Raw genomic sequence first — 13354 nt, 5'->3', positions numbered from 1 at the left:
GCCTCTGGTTTCGGACTTGCCTCCGCCGCCGTTGACGGCCGCGCCCACGCGCACCTTGCCGCCGAGAATTTCGCCGACCTTGGCATCCGCGCCGAGGGTGACGCCGCCGTAGTTGCCGCGCACGGCCGCGCCGGAAGCCGCCATGCCGTGCGTGTAGGTGTTGCCGTACATGGGCGTGGCCCAGATGTCCACACCGTCCTTGTGGATGTTGTTTTCCTTGCCGAAGAAGCTCAGCGACAGATGATGAATGAGCTGATCCACCCCGGCGTCGGCAAGGCGCAGAGCGGTGTTCTGCACGCCCGCGGTCACGGCCGCACGGGAGACTTCGTTGATGGTGGCCACGGCTTTGGCGTCATCGCCCATATATATGGGCTCCACGGCCCGGCTCAGGAAGCGGATGCCCATGGAAGAGGATTCGGTGTCGTTCAGATTGTTGCTGACCATGGTGTTGAGCGCAGCCACGGGAATGATGCCGGGCAGCACCTTGGCGGCGTCCTGAGCCTTCGTGTTCACAACGATGGAGTCGCCGTCCAGATTAACTTCGGCTTCGACCAGGCGTCCGGCCAGCAGGTTGGCGGAATCCCAGTATTCATCTTTATTTGTAGAGAGTCCGTCGGTGATGGTGTAGGTGTTGCCGGCCTGAGCGTCGGCAATGTACAGCTGGGAACCGTCCGCCACGGAAATGGCGCCGGTGCCGGTAATCATGGCTCCGGCATTGGCCGCCTTGCCGTCCACGACCAGCAGCGAATTATTTCCGAAGGCCACCTGAGCGGTGCTGTCGGCCGCCACGTTGCCTACCACAAGACGTTTTCCCTGAGCCACGGTCACGCTTTTGCCAAGCGAAAGCATGGCCTCGTCAGCTCCCGCGGTGACTCCGGTATTCTCGGTCATGGCGACGGCAAGCGTTCCTTTTTCAAGGAGCACGTCGCCGCCGAAGAAGCCGCTGTCCGAGCCGAGCGCCGTGGAGCCGGAAGTCTGCCTGTAGGTGCCGCTGAAATCGGACACCGTTCCCTGCGCAACGGTGAGGTCTCCTCTGTTGGTAACGAGTCCCGTACCGTCGTCGGCAAGGGCGGTATCTGCGTTCAGAACGGTGGATCCGGCAAAGGAAACAGAAGCATGATCGGTGAGAGCCACGGCCGTGCTGGCTGGACCGGTTGCGGAGATGCTTGTGCTGCTTCCTTCGCTTCCCAGTGACACGACTGCGCCGCTTTCAGCCAGCACGCCGAAGCTGTTGCCGTTGGTCGAGGAAGTGTTGATGCTTACATTACCGGTAAGATTGTTTCGGGCGGACTCGCCGTCGGTGTACAGTCCCAGCGCATCGCCTTCGGAAGATACCGCGGAAACATACACATCGCTTGAAGAGGAAAAGTGGCCGTTGTCTTCAAGAGCGGTTGTGGCCTCTATTGTACTATTATAAATGCCGAAGGCGTTTGCTTTTGTTGAAGAGGCGTTGATGTTCAGCGTATTGGCAAAGGCGGCGTTTCCTGCATATTGATTGGGCACAAGTACAACGCCATAGGCTTCTCCTTCGGTACTTTTTGCCGTGATGTCCATGGCCGCCTGAACGTTGATGTGCGCTCCGTACTGACTGAAGATGCCCGCAGCAGTGCTGAGTTCGGAGGTCGCGCGGAGCGTTGCGGTTTTTCCGGTAAAGGTAACGGTTCCGGGAACTCCGGAGGGCCGGACGGTATAGACTTCATGCTTGCCCGAAACATCGATGACGGTATTTTCTCCGGAGAAATTTACCGTCGTATCATAGGCGTTGCCCGGATCACACTGTACATCGACGCCATAGGTTGCATAATCTTTACCTGCTCCGCCCTTGACGGTAATGAAGGTATTGCCTGTGAAGTTCGTCGTTGACTGATAGGCAAGAATGCCTTGCATGTAATTATTGTAGTCTTTACCGCCCTGCAGATTGATGACCGTATTTTTTGAATTGAAATTGAAGACGGAGCCCTGACTATTGTAGTTGTCCACACCGATGATTCGGCCTGTGTTGGTGGCTATGTCAATGCGGGTGGAATCGGAATCGATATCAATCCAGGAGCGGCCGCCGCCCTCATTGATAACGCCGAGCGCGATTCCTGAATCCTGTTCAGGTTCAGGGTAAGATTGTCCCCCGAAACGGAAAGATGGCCGTTGCTCCATGCTTCCAGTCCGTGTACACGGCCGTTTGTTGATTGTGCTGTGCCTGAGATGTTTCCCTGCAGGGTGATGTCGCCTCCATTGGCTCGGAAAAGTCGGGTTTCCTGACCGGACGTAGCTTCCTCCGCATGCACGTCGACGTCGCCGGAAAGGGTGATGGAGCTGCCCTGCTGAGCAACGATGCCATAATTGCGTGAACCTGTGGCGTTGTTGCTGTTGACCGTCAGTGTCGCACCGTCCGCAATCGTGACCTGCATATCTCCAGAGTCGGCAAGGATGCCTGCCGTACGGTCTCCTTCTGTTGTTGCATCGGCCTGTATTACGGTGTCCTGCAGAATGTCATGCGTTCCGTTGACGAGACTTCCCACGGCGTCGGCATTTGAGACTCCGCCAGCAACGAGCATAGCTGCCATGGCAAGCGAGCCGAACGTGTTCAGGAGATGGCAGTTTTTGAGGACCGCTCTGTAACGGTTGATGAGATTGCCGATTGCCCCTTTGGTCAGCATGTCAATAACCTCCAGAATTGACTGTACAATTTTATTGGTAGCATAAAATGGTTATCGACTCAAGAAGTTTTTTATTTTTTATATTTTTTAATCTTTATTTAATAATTATAAAAAGTATTATTTTTTTAATATGTTATGTTTTATTTTTGGAAAAAATATTTCTACAAGACTTACATGAAAAGACAGATAATAAAATTTCTTATCAAAGAATACTTTCAACTTTTATACGAAAGGAAAAAGTAAATTATTTTATGAGGAAATGGCGGTTTTTCTTATAAAGAAGAACATCATTAAGATATGGGACAGCGAGGAAGCCGGTTCCCCTCAGGGCACAAAAAAGCGCCGTCTGCTTTTGACACAGACGGCGCTTTTTGATGAGGCGCTGTTTTATTGAATATTCGACGGTAAAATTTTCAGATGAGGTCGGGAGTGGAAGGGCGGAACGAGGAACTTTTGTCCCGAGCCCGGAACAGTTCCTTCGTTCGCTTTTGCTCTGCGCATAATTTTCCCGTCCCCCTTTGTCCCGCCGAACCGGCGAAGCCGGGAGGCGGAAACAAGGGGGCGCGGGGGGCTTGTCCCGACTTTGTCGGGGAATTATTCCCCCCGCATGCCTTTCCTGTCTTCTGTCTTTCCTGCCTTTTCTGCCTTTTACTCAAAGTTGTAGCGGAGCACGGGGGTGCGTGCGGCGCGGACTTCGTCGGGGCGGCCGATGGGGCAGTGGTGGGGCGCGGCGTGGAGATAGTCGGGGTCGGTTTTGGCCTTCTCCAGGATGGCGAGGAGGGCGTCGGCCGCGTTGTCGAGGGTTTCGGGGCTTTCGGTTTCGGTAGGTTCGACCATGAGAGCCTCATGGACGATGAGGGGGAAGTACATGGTCGGCGGATGGATGCCGTAATCGAGCAGCGATTTGGCCACGTCCATGGCGGAGACGCCGGTTTCGTTCTTCAGCTTTTCGAGCGTCATGACGAATTCGTGCATGCAGAGGGTGTCGTAGGCCATGTCGTAGTGGCCGGCGAGCTTCTTCATGAGGTAGTTGGCATTGAGCACGGCCATGGCCGAGGCTTCGGGAATGCCTTCTTTGCCCAGCGTGAGAATGTAGGTGAGGGCGCGCACCACGACGAGGAAGTTGCCGTAGAAGCTGCGCACGCGGCCCATGCTGTGTTCAGGGGTGAAGAAGCTGTAGCGGCCGTTTTCTTCGCGCACGCGGGGGGTGGGCAGGAAGGCTTCGAGGAAGGCCTTGCAGCCCACGGGGCCGCTGCCGGGACCGCCGCCGCCGTGCGGGGTGGAGAAGGTTTTGTGCAGGTTGAGGTGAACGCAGTCGAAGCCCATGTCGCCGGGACGGGCGTGACCCATGACGGCGTTGAGGTTGGCGCCGTCGTAGTAGCAGAGGCCGCCCGCCTCATGCACGATGCGTGTGATTTCGAGAATGTTGGGATCGAAGAGGCCCACCGTGTTGGGGTTGGTGAGCATGAGGCCTGCGGTATCGGGGCCGACGGCCTTTTTGAGGGCTTCGAGGTCCACGCCGCCCTCGGCGTTGGAGGGCACGGAAACCACGGTGAAGCCCGCCATGGTGGCCGAGGCGGGATTGGTGCCGTGAGCGGAGTCGGGCACGATGATCCTGGTGCGGGCCGCGTCGTTTCTCGACTGATGATAGCGGCGGATGAGCAGCAGACCGGTGTATTCGCCGTGCGCGCCCGCGGCGGGCTGGAAGGTCATGCCGTCCATGCCGGTGATTTCGCAGAGCAGGCGTTCGGTCTTGAAGAGCACCTCAAGGCAGCCCTGGGCGGTTTCGGCGGGCTGGAGCGGATGGATGTCCGTAAAGCCGGGGAGCGAGGCCATTTCCTCGTTCACCCGGGGATTGTACTTCATGGTGCAGGAGCCCAGGGGATAGAAGCCCTTGTTCACGCCGTGAGTCTGGGAAGCGAGTTCGGTGTAGTGTCTGCCGAGGTCGATTTCCGAGATTTCGGGCAGACGGGGAGCCGAGGCGCGCAGCGCGGACGAAGAAAATTCGACCGCGGGCACGTCGCAGGCGGGAATGAGGGTTTCGCAGCGGCCGGGACGGCTTCTTTCAAAGAGGAGTTTCATTGTGCGCACACCTCCCGGATGGCGGTGACGAGTTCATCCATGTCGTTTTTGCTGCAAAGTTCGGTGCAGCACCAGAGCAGGCCGCCGTCCACGGGAAGGCCGCCGAGAATGCCCTTTTCGGCGAGCTTTGCGCAGAGAACTTCCGGATCCACGGGGCAGTTCGTGAGAAATTCGTGGAAGAATTCCCTGCCTTCGCAGCGCAGGGAGAATCCGGGAATTTCGGCCAGCTTTGCAGCCAGATAGTGCGCATGGGCGGCGCAGTTTTCGGCCACGCGGGCGAGGCCCTTCGGCCCCATGGCCGCGAGGTACACCGAGGCGGTCATGGCGCAGAGCGCTTCGTTGGAGCAGATGTTGGACGAGGCCTTTTCGCGGCGGATGTGCTGTTCGCGGGCCTGGAGGGTGAGCACGAAGCAGCGGCGGCCTTCGTGATCCACGGTTTCGCCCACGATGCGGCCGGGCAGGTGACGCATGAGTTCCTTGCGGCAGGCCATGAATCCGAGATACGGGCCGCCGAAGCCGAGGGGCATGCCGAGGGGCTGTCCTTCGCCCACGGCGATATCCGCGCCGTATTCGCCGGGCGTTTTCAGAATGCCGAGGGAAATGGGATTCGCGCTCATGACCATTTTTGCGCCGGCGTTGTGGGTGGCGGCGACAAGGGCGTCCATGTCTTCGAGCACGCCGAAGTAGTTGGGGCTCTGCACGAGGGCGCAGGCCGTGCTTTCGGAAAGGGCGGCGGCGAGATCGGCGGGATCGGTGGCGCCGTTCTTCACGGGCAGCACGGTGACGGGCACGCTGCGGCTTTCGCAGTAGGTCTGCACGGCGGTGATGACCTGCGGATCGACGGTGCCGGCCAGCACGACGCCGTGTCTGCGGCGATCCAGGCACATGAGCACGGCTTCGGCCGCGGCGACGGCGCCGTCATAGACCGAGGCGTTGGACACGTCCATGCCGGTGAGTTCGCAGATCTGGGTCTGGTATTCAAAGATGGACTGGAGCACGCCCTGACTGATTTCCGCCTGATAGGGCGTGTAGGCCGTGACGAATTCCTCGCGGGAGGTCACGGTTTTCACGACGGCGGGAATGTAGTGGCGATACGCGCCCGCGCCCCGGAAGATGCTGCGGAAGCGGACGTTCTTGTCCGCCATGTCGCGCACCTTGCGCGAAACTTCCATCTCGCTCAGGCCGTCGGGCAGGTTCAGCGAGTGCAGGCGCACTTCCGGCGGGACGGAGGCGAAAAGTTCGTCGGTGGAATGCAGGCCGAGGCTTGCGAGCATGGCCTGACGTTCTTCCGACGTGGCGGGAATGTAGCTGCCCATGCCTAGGCCTCCTCGTTCTTGCACACGGCCTCGTAGGCGGCGGCGTCCAGCAGATCGCCGACGGCGGTCACGTCGGAAACCTTGATGAGCCAGGCTTCGTAGGGCTTTTCGTTGAGCAGGGCGGGGTTGTCGATGAGTTCGCTGTTCACGGCGGCCACGGTGCCGGTCACGGGGCTGAACACGCCGGACACGGCCTTCACGGATTCCACGTCGGCAAAGGAGTCGCCCACGGTGACGGAGTCGCCTTCCTGGGGCAGATCGATGAACACGATGTCGCCGAGGGACTTCTGGGCGAAGTCGGTGAGGCCGATGACGGAAAGACCGTCTTCGTTCTTGATCCATTCATGAGACGCGGAGTATCTGAGTTCGGCGGGAATGTGAGACATGGCATCCTCCAAAGAGACGATAGAAGGTTCAACGAAGAAGGTTGCGCAGGCCGCGCTTTTTTCGGCGGCCTGCGGGGAGAGAAAACGTCGGGCCTGCCGCCTAGCGGTGATAGAAGGGCAGGGGCACGATGACTGCGCCGACCCTGCGGCCGCGCACGTCCACCTCGACTTCGGTGCCGGGGGCGCTGTGGGCGACGTCCACGAGGGCCATGGCGAGCGCCTTGCCCACGGCGGGGCAGTGGGTGCCGGAAGTGGTCATGCCTATCTGCGTGTCGCCGATGAACACGGGCTGATGCTCGCGGGCAATGCCGCGGCCGGTGACTTCGAGGCCCACGCGCACGCGGGTGGGCGCGCCTGCGGCCACGAGGGCGTCCTTGCCGATGAATTCTTCCTTGTTCAGCTTCACGCCGAAGTCGAGACCGGCTTCGAGGGGCGAAATGGTTTCGTCCATTTCGTGGCCGTACAGGGGCATGGCGGCTTCAAGGCGCAGGGTGTCGCGCGCGCCGAGGCCGCAGGGAATGAGGCCGAATTCCTCGCCGGCCTCGCGCAGGGTCTTCCAGAGCTTCACGGCGTTTTCGGGCGCGGTGTAGATTTCGTAGCCGAGCTCGCCGGTGTAGCCCGTGCGGGAGATCATGCACTTCATGCCGGCGATGTCCACGTCGCGCACGGCGGTGTAGTACTTCTGCGGCAGTTTGTCCTCGGGAACCAGCTTCTTGAGAATGGCGGGCGCGGCAGGGCCCTGAAGGGCGAGCTGGGCCACGGAGTCGGAAATGTCTTCGGCCTTGGTGCCGGGCAGAAGATTGGCGGCCATGTGGGCGTAGTCCTTGTGCCGGTTGGCGGCGTTGACCACGACGAGATATTCTTCGTCGGAGAACTTGTACACGACGAGGTCGTCGATGACGCCGCCCTTGTCATTGCACATGACGCTGTAGCGCACCTTGCCCACGGGCATGCTGGTGAAATCGTTGGTGAGCAGGTGGTTCAGGTTTTTCAGGGCCGTGGGGCCGGTGAAGAGCACTTCTCCCATGTGGGAGACGTCGAACAGGCCGGCCGCCTGACGCACGGCCATGTGTTCCTTGATGACGCCTGTCGGGTACTGCACGGGCAGAAGATAGCCCGCAAAGGGGACGATCTTTCCGCCTTCCGCGACGTGTACGTCGTAAAGAGGGGTCTTGAGTTCCATGGAACCTTCTCCTGCGAAAAAAGAAAATAAAAAAAAGAGGCACAGCAGACGAATTGCTTCGTCCTCTGTGCCTCTGTTACCAACCTGAAAGATTCTCCGCCGCGCGGATTGCCTCATGGGTGCATGCCTGCTTTCCAGAGTTTGTCCAAAACCGGTCCTTTTGCCTGAGAGTTCTTGCGGCCCCTTCGGCTCCACCCTGCAAGGGTGATCTCTCCCGGTTTCTTCAACCAAGTCATGCCGGATCTCTATGCGCTTTGGGAAAACAGCCTTCGCTGTTTTTTAATTCAAAAAAAAGGTAGCACGGCGGCGGAGCGAGGTCAAGGGGAGGCGGGCGAATGCCGGAAAAAAAGTTTGTGATTTCACCGGGAAAGCGTATTTTTTCACGAGTGGAACAGGAATGTGAGACGGAAGTGCAGGGCTGGAACGGAACTGTTCCGAAAGGCGGGGCAAAGACGGGGGGCGCGTCCGTCGGCGCGGGGCAGGACTCAGGAGCGTGCGAGGCAGGGGCGAGGGAATATGGGGCGAGGGAATATGGGGCGAGGGAAAAAGGAAGAGGCGCAGGGCGCAGAAGGCGGGCGGAACCAAGGGGATGCGTGAGAGAGGCGGGGGAGGGAAAAGTCAGGGCCAAGAGACGGGATTGCAGCGGGGAAAGGGGAGCCGCGGGGGAGAGCACTGCCGAAGGAGAGCTTGAGCACGGCGGCGAGGAACGAAAGGATGCGGCCGGTCGAACCACGGCGAGAAGAAAGGACGGCGGACGGAACCGAAGAAAGGACGGCCGTTCGGGGAAGCTGCGGGATTGTCGAGGGACGGCGCGGCGGAGATATGCAGGCGCGGCGCGCGGAGGCATCGGGCCGACAGCTGTCCCCGGCGGAAACATTGCGTTAGAACAAGAGTCGCCCCGCAGGGGCAGGAGAGACTCGCGCTCTCTTTCAGCATCGGCAAGCCTGGTCCGCTCGCGCGGGCAGAGATTCTTGAATGGCGCACGGGCAGACATAACGCTAAAGCCGCCCCGCAGGGGCAGGGAGGAGAGGCATGACGGAATTCAGTTTCAGATTTGCGGAACGAAAAGATACCACTCTTATTTTGCAGTTCATCAGGGAACTGGCAGAGTATGAGAAGCTGCGGCACGAAGTCGTCGCGGATGAGGCGACGTTGGAAGAATGGATTTTTGACCGGAAAAAGGCGGAAGTCGGCTTTGCCCTTGAAAACGGCAGGGAAGTCGGCTTCGCCCTGTTCTTCCATAATTTTTCCACGTTTCTCGGCAGGGCGGGCATCTATCTGGAAGATCTGTACGTCCGGCCGGAATGCCGCGGCAGAGGCTGCGGAAAGGCGCTGCTGAAGAAGCTCGCCGCCCTTGCCGTGGAACGCGGCTGCGGCCGTCTGGAGTGGTGGTGTCTCGACTGGAACAGGCCGAGCATCGATTTTTATCTTTCCCTTGGCGCGGAGCCCATGAAGGACTGGACGGTGTACAGGATAGCCGGAGACACGCTGAAGAATCTTGCCCGCTAGAGGCGGAGCTGTTCCGGGGCGGAAAAGGCTGCGTTCACGGTCTCGGGCGTCAGCGGAAAATCCGAAGCCGGGAACGGCAAAAAGAAAGGGCCGCCCCGGAAAGGGCGGCCCAGGTTCATGCGCAGGCGGCGGCCGCTCAGGCCGACTGATCGGTGAGCGTCAGCTTTTTCTTGGTGGCGGAAATGCTTTCCGTCTGCACCTTGCTGCGGTCGGTGTAGTGGGTGTGCAGCAGTTCGTGCGCCTTGTGGGAATTGGGCTCGCCGAGATATTCCTCGTAGAGCTTGACGACCTGCGGATTGTTGTGCGACTGCCGGCGGGGCTTGTGGCTGTCGATGGCGTACAGGCCCTGCTGACGTTCGCGCGCGTGCGGATGGTAGTTCTTCTTCACGCGGCAGGTGCCGCCGCCGGCCACGCAGCCGCCGGGGCAGGCCATGACTTCAATGAAGGTGTAGGGCGATTCGCCCGCGAGGGCCTGATCGACGAGCATGCGCGCGTTGGCAAGGCCGTGAGCCACGGCCACCTTGATGACGCCGTGTTCCTTGCCGAGGTCCACGTCGGCCTCGCGCAGGCCCTTCATGCCGCGCACGGGAGCCACGTCCACGCCGGGCAGTTCCTTGTGATTGAGCACGGCGTACACGGTGCGCACGGCCGCTTCCATCACGCCGCCGGTGGTGCCGAAAATGACGGCCGCGCCGGTGGAATCGCTCATGTAGGGGTTGTCGAAGGGTTCGGGTTCCAGGGAGGCGAGATCAATGCCCGTGCGGCGCAGCAGGCGGATGAGTTCGCGCACGGTGATGACCACGTCGGTGTCGGGCTGATTGTTGGTGTAGAGCTGGGAGCGGGCGGCCTCGTCTTTTTTGGCCGTGCAGGGCATGATGGACACGTTGCGTATTCTGCGCGCCGGAACGCCCATCTTTTCGGAAAGGTAGCTCTTGACCAGCGAGCTCGACACGGCCTGCGGGGAACGGGTGGTGGACACGTAGGGCAGAATGTCCGGGCAGTGCTTTTCGGCGTAGCTCACCCAGCCGGGGCAGCAGGACGTGAACATGGGGAGCTTGCCGCCGTTTCTGATGCGGCCGAGCAGTTCCGTGCCTTCTTCCATGATGACGACGTCGGCGGCGAAGTCGGTGTCGATGACGATGTCCGCGCCGAGGCGGCGCAGGGCGGCCACGATGCGTCCTTCCACGTTTTCGCCGGGGGCGAGGCCGAATTCCTCGCCGACCACCACGCGCACCGAGGGCGCGAAGGCGAACACCGTGGTGAGTTCGGGATTGGCGAGGTAGTCGAGCACTTCGTCGTTTTCATCGCGTTCGGCGAGCGCGCCCGTGGGGCATACGAGGGTGCACTGGCCGCACTGGATGCAGGCGGAGGTGTTCTGACTGGGAGCCATGCCCACGCCTATGTGCGCGCCGGTGCCGGTGCCGTCCACGGTGAGGGCGGCCACGCCCTGCACCTTGCGGCACACTTCCACGCAGCGCAGGCAGCGTATGCACTTGGTCATGTCGCGCACCATGCCGTGCATGGTGTTGTCGAAGGGGCGGTCGTGCGCAAGGCGCGGGGCGAAGCGGTTGGTGGAAAGCCCCACGTATTCGGCGAGATCCTGAAGCTCGCAGTCGCCGTGACGGGCGCAGGCCGCGCAGTCCTGATCGTGATCGGCGAACACGAGTTCCACCTGCAGGCGCTGCATGTTGCGCACTCGGGCGGATCTGGTGTTCACGCGCATGCCCTCTTCCATGGGGGTGTTGCAGGAGGTGACCATTTCGGTGCGGCCGTTTTTGTCGGTTGCCTCCACAAGGCACACGCGGCAGGTGCCGGGCTTGTGATCGAGCGGCTGGAAATGGCAGAGGGTGGGAATGAATATGTTGTTGCGCCGGGCCACCTGAAGGATGGTTTCTCCCGACTCGAAAGTGTACTCACGTCCGTTGATGGATGCGTTCATGGCGGATTCTCTCATAAACGGTTAGGCCTTGAAGCCGGGGATGGGGGAGCGGGTAACCACGGACAGAATGCGATAGCAGCGCATGCAGCGTCTGGCTTCCTGCCAGGCTTCCTCCTGCGACATGCCGAGTTCCACTTCCTTGAAGTTGTGGGCGCGTTCGGCCGGGGAAAGTTCGTTGAGCTTCACGCGGGGCTTCTTTTCCTGACCGCAGACGGGGTCGTCGCCGAGCAGGCCCGCCTGCTGGATGAGCTGACTGATGCGCTCGCGGGCGAGGAAGGGCGGACGGTCGTATTCCAGATAGCTGGCGATGGCCTGCGCGCCGATGGAACCCTGCGCCATGCCGTGAATGAGCACGCTCGGGCCCTTGGTGCGGGGGCCGGTGGTGCCGTCGCCGCCTGCGAACACGCCGGGGCGCGAGGTGGCCTGATAGGCGTCCACGATGATGCAGTTCTTGCGGTCGAGGGCGATGCCGTCGGCCTCGGTGAGCATGGCCGGATCGCTCTTCTGACCGATGGCCGCAATGACGTAGTCGCAGGGAATGACGAATTCCGAACCGGGAATGGGCTTGACGCCGCGGCGGCCGCTCTCGTCGGGTTCGGTCTGCTGCATCTTCACGCAGCGCAGGCCCGTGATTTTGCCGTTTTCCACCACCAGCGACTGCTGACCGGAAAGAAAATGGAATTCCACGCCTTCGTGACCGGCTTCCACGATTTCCTCGCGATCGGCCGGGGCGTCGGATTCGGTGCGGCGGTACACGAGATGCACCTTGCCGCGGGTCATGCGCACGGCGGAACGGCAGCAGTCCATGGCCACGTTGCCGCCGCCCACGACCACCACGTCGCCGTCGAGGGTCGGGGTTTCGCCGCTTTCGAGCGTGTCGTGCACCTTTTCCAGAAAGTCGATGCCGTTTTCATAGGTGGGCAGGCTGGTGTCTTCGCCTTCCATGCCGAGGTAGCCGCCGAGCGGGCAGCCCGTGGCGATGAACACGGCCTTGTAGCCGCGGCGGAACAGATCGTCGATGTGGAAGTCGCGGCCGAGCTTCTGATTGAAGAAGAACATGCCGCCCATGTCCTTGACGAGTTCGTTTTCCTGCATGAGCACGTTCTTGGGCAGGCGATAGAAGGGAATGCCGTAGCGCACCATGCCGCCGGCCTTGTCGTGGGCTTCGTAGATGTCCACGGGGTAGCCCGTTTCCAGAAGCTGATAGGCGCACGTCACGCCCACGGGCCCCGCGCCGATGACCGCCACGCGCTTGTTCTTGGTGGTGGGGCAGGGTTCGGGCTTCAGAATGCCGGGCACGATGGTTTCATCGGCGGCGAAGCGCTTGAGATTCTTGATGTCCACGGGTTCGTCCACCTGACCGCGGCGGCAGGCCTTTTCGCAGTAGCGCACGCACACGCGGCCGCAGCTTCCGGCAAGCGGATAGTGATTGAGCACCACGCCGGCGGCAAGATCGTTGTGACCGTCCTGCAGGTAGTCGATGTAGCGGGGTACGTTCACGTGGCTCGGACAGGCTTCGATGCACGGGCTCGTGGTCACGGAATAGAAGCCCGCGTCGCTGTGAAGGGGGAAGGGACGGAGTTCGTCGGGAAAATGGGTGAGGGCGTCGAGCAGGGGCGTGGTTCCGGTGCGGCCCACGCCGCACAGTGCGGTTTCATGCATCTGTTCGGTGATGTCGCGCACTTCCTCCCACTGCACGAGCTCGCCGCGGCAGGCCTTGGCCAGTTCCTGAGCGAGAATGGGCGAGCCTGCGCGGCAGGGGGAGCACTTGCCGCAGGATTCGGCGGCAAGGCGCTGATGGTGCTTCCACAGCGCCCAGACAAGGCTCGCCGTGCGGGAAAACACCAGAAATCCCCGGTTGCTGAGGAAAATTTCCGTGGGATTCCCCTCGTTGAACTGATCGAAAAGTTCCAGCGGCAGGTCTTCGGGAGCGGTGGGAGCCGCGGTTCCGCGGTTGTCGTACACGACATTGTCCCAGACTCCGTAAATCAGCTGCGGCATAGGGCAAAGCCTCCTTGGTGGTGCGGTGTAAATGGTCGCCGGAAACGGTCTATCTTCAGGCTGTCTTCAACCTTATATTCAGACTATCGGGTATATGTAGGTAAAAAAGCAATCTTCGTAAAGAGCCGAAATGCTGCGGGCGCAAACGGTCCTGAGAAAGGCGGGGCGCGGATGCTGGGAGGCGCTGTTTTTTGCGCCGTCGGGGCCGGAAGCGCCCTGTGCGCGCCGCAAAGGGGGCGGTGCAGACTATGGAGGGAATGCGCGTTTCGGAAAAGGCGCGGCGC

9 protein-coding genes and 1 riboswitch are annotated in these 13354 nt (G+C 61.0%); of the genes, 1 reads left to right on the top strand and 8 read right to left on the bottom strand.

All coding sequences use genetic code 11. From position 1 onward, the window contains the following. The 6 genes from ACZM96_RS06470 to gcvT all read right to left on the bottom strand — a co-directional run. Positions 1 to 1980: autotransporter outer membrane beta-barrel domain-containing protein (locus ACZM96_RS06470; RefSeq protein ID WP_489488036.1), on the bottom strand; the 1980-nt coding region annotated here is incomplete at its 3' end. 26 nt (positions 1981 to 2006) lie between these two features. Continuing rightward, entirely contained in the window at positions 2007 to 2654 is a 648-nt protein-coding gene (locus tag ACZM96_RS06465) for a hypothetical protein (RefSeq protein WP_489488034.1), read from the bottom strand. 648 nt (positions 2655 to 3302) lie between these two features. Beyond that, positions 3303 to 4736, bottom strand: coding sequence for an aminomethyl-transferring glycine dehydrogenase subunit GcvPB (gene gcvPB / locus ACZM96_RS06460; RefSeq protein ID WP_489488033.1), 1434 nt, complete (start codon positions 4734 to 4736; stop codon positions 3303 to 3305). Continuing rightward, positions 4733 to 6052, bottom strand: coding sequence for an aminomethyl-transferring glycine dehydrogenase subunit GcvPA (gene gcvPA / locus ACZM96_RS06455; RefSeq protein WP_489488032.1), 1320 nt, complete (start codon positions 6050 to 6052; stop codon positions 4733 to 4735). Before gcvPA ends, gcvPB begins: the two co-directional genes overlap by 4 nt. Before the next feature lie 2 nt (positions 6053 to 6054). Continuing rightward, the gene (gcvH, locus tag ACZM96_RS06450) at positions 6055 to 6438 is read right to left on the bottom strand and encodes a glycine cleavage system protein GcvH (RefSeq protein WP_489488030.1); all 384 of its coding nucleotides are present in this window, start codon (positions 6436 to 6438) and stop codon (positions 6055 to 6057) included. Between the two features lie 100 nt (positions 6439 to 6538). Beyond that, positions 6539 to 7621, bottom strand: a complete 1083-nt coding sequence (gcvT, locus tag ACZM96_RS06445) for a glycine cleavage system aminomethyltransferase GcvT (protein WP_489488029.1) — start codon at positions 7619 to 7621, stop codon at positions 6539 to 6541. A 142-nt stretch (positions 7622 to 7763) separates the two neighbouring features. Next, a riboswitch (glycine riboswitch) is annotated at positions 7764 to 7848 on the bottom strand. Positions 7849 to 8653: 805 nt separating this feature from the next. Here gcvT and ACZM96_RS06440 point away from each other — a divergent pair. Continuing rightward, positions 8654 to 9130, top strand: a complete 477-nt coding sequence (locus ACZM96_RS06440; RefSeq protein ID WP_489488028.1) for a GNAT family N-acetyltransferase — start codon at positions 8654 to 8656, stop codon at positions 9128 to 9130. Between the two features lie 136 nt (positions 9131 to 9266). Here ACZM96_RS06440 and ACZM96_RS06435 read toward each other — a convergent pair whose 3' ends face one another. Together ACZM96_RS06435 and ACZM96_RS06430 are read right to left on the bottom strand one after the other, a co-directional pair. Continuing rightward, positions 9267 to 11069, bottom strand: coding sequence for a [FeFe] hydrogenase, group A (locus ACZM96_RS06435; protein ID WP_489488026.1), 1803 nt, complete (start codon positions 11067 to 11069; stop codon positions 9267 to 9269). Between the two features lie 21 nt (positions 11070 to 11090). Further along, complete coding sequence (locus tag ACZM96_RS06430; RefSeq protein WP_489488024.1) at positions 11091 to 13070, bottom strand: FAD-dependent oxidoreductase; 1980 nt, start codon at positions 13068 to 13070, stop codon at positions 11091 to 11093. Positions 13071 to 13354: the final 284 nt, after the last annotated feature.

Source organism: Mailhella sp. (genome assembly GCF_057866825.1).
Note: the sequence above shows the minus strand (reverse complement) of the source record. Positions and strands in the feature narration are given on the sequence as shown.

Bases quoted from the DNA above. Each gene is read 5' to 3' on its own strand.
- gcvPA (WP_489488032.1), bottom strand. From the start codon at position 6,052: ATGGGCAGCTACATTCCCGCCACGTCGGAAGAACGTCAGGCCATGCTC.
- gcvT (WP_489488029.1), bottom strand. From the start codon at position 7,621: ATGGAACTCAAGACCCCTCTTTACGACGTACACGTCGCGGAAGGCGGA.
- ACZM96_RS06435 (WP_489488026.1), bottom strand. From the start codon at position 11,069: ATGAACGCATCCATCAACGGACGTGAGTACACTTTCGAGTCGGGAGAA.
- ACZM96_RS06440 (WP_489488028.1), top strand. From the start codon at position 8,654: ATGACGGAATTCAGTTTCAGATTTGCGGAACGAAAAGATACCACTCTT.
- ACZM96_RS06465 (WP_489488034.1), bottom strand. From the start codon at position 2,654: ATGCTGACCAAAGGGGCAATCGGCAATCTCATCAACCGTTACAGAGCG.
- gcvPB (WP_489488033.1), bottom strand. From the start codon at position 4,736: ATGAAACTCCTCTTTGAAAGAAGCCGTCCCGGCCGCTGCGAAACCCTC.
- ACZM96_RS06430 (WP_489488024.1), bottom strand. From the start codon at position 13,070: ATGCCGCAGCTGATTTACGGAGTCTGGGACAATGTCGTGTACGACAAC.
- gcvH (WP_489488030.1), bottom strand. From the start codon at position 6,438: ATGTCTCACATTCCCGCCGAACTCAGATACTCCGCGTCTCATGAATGG.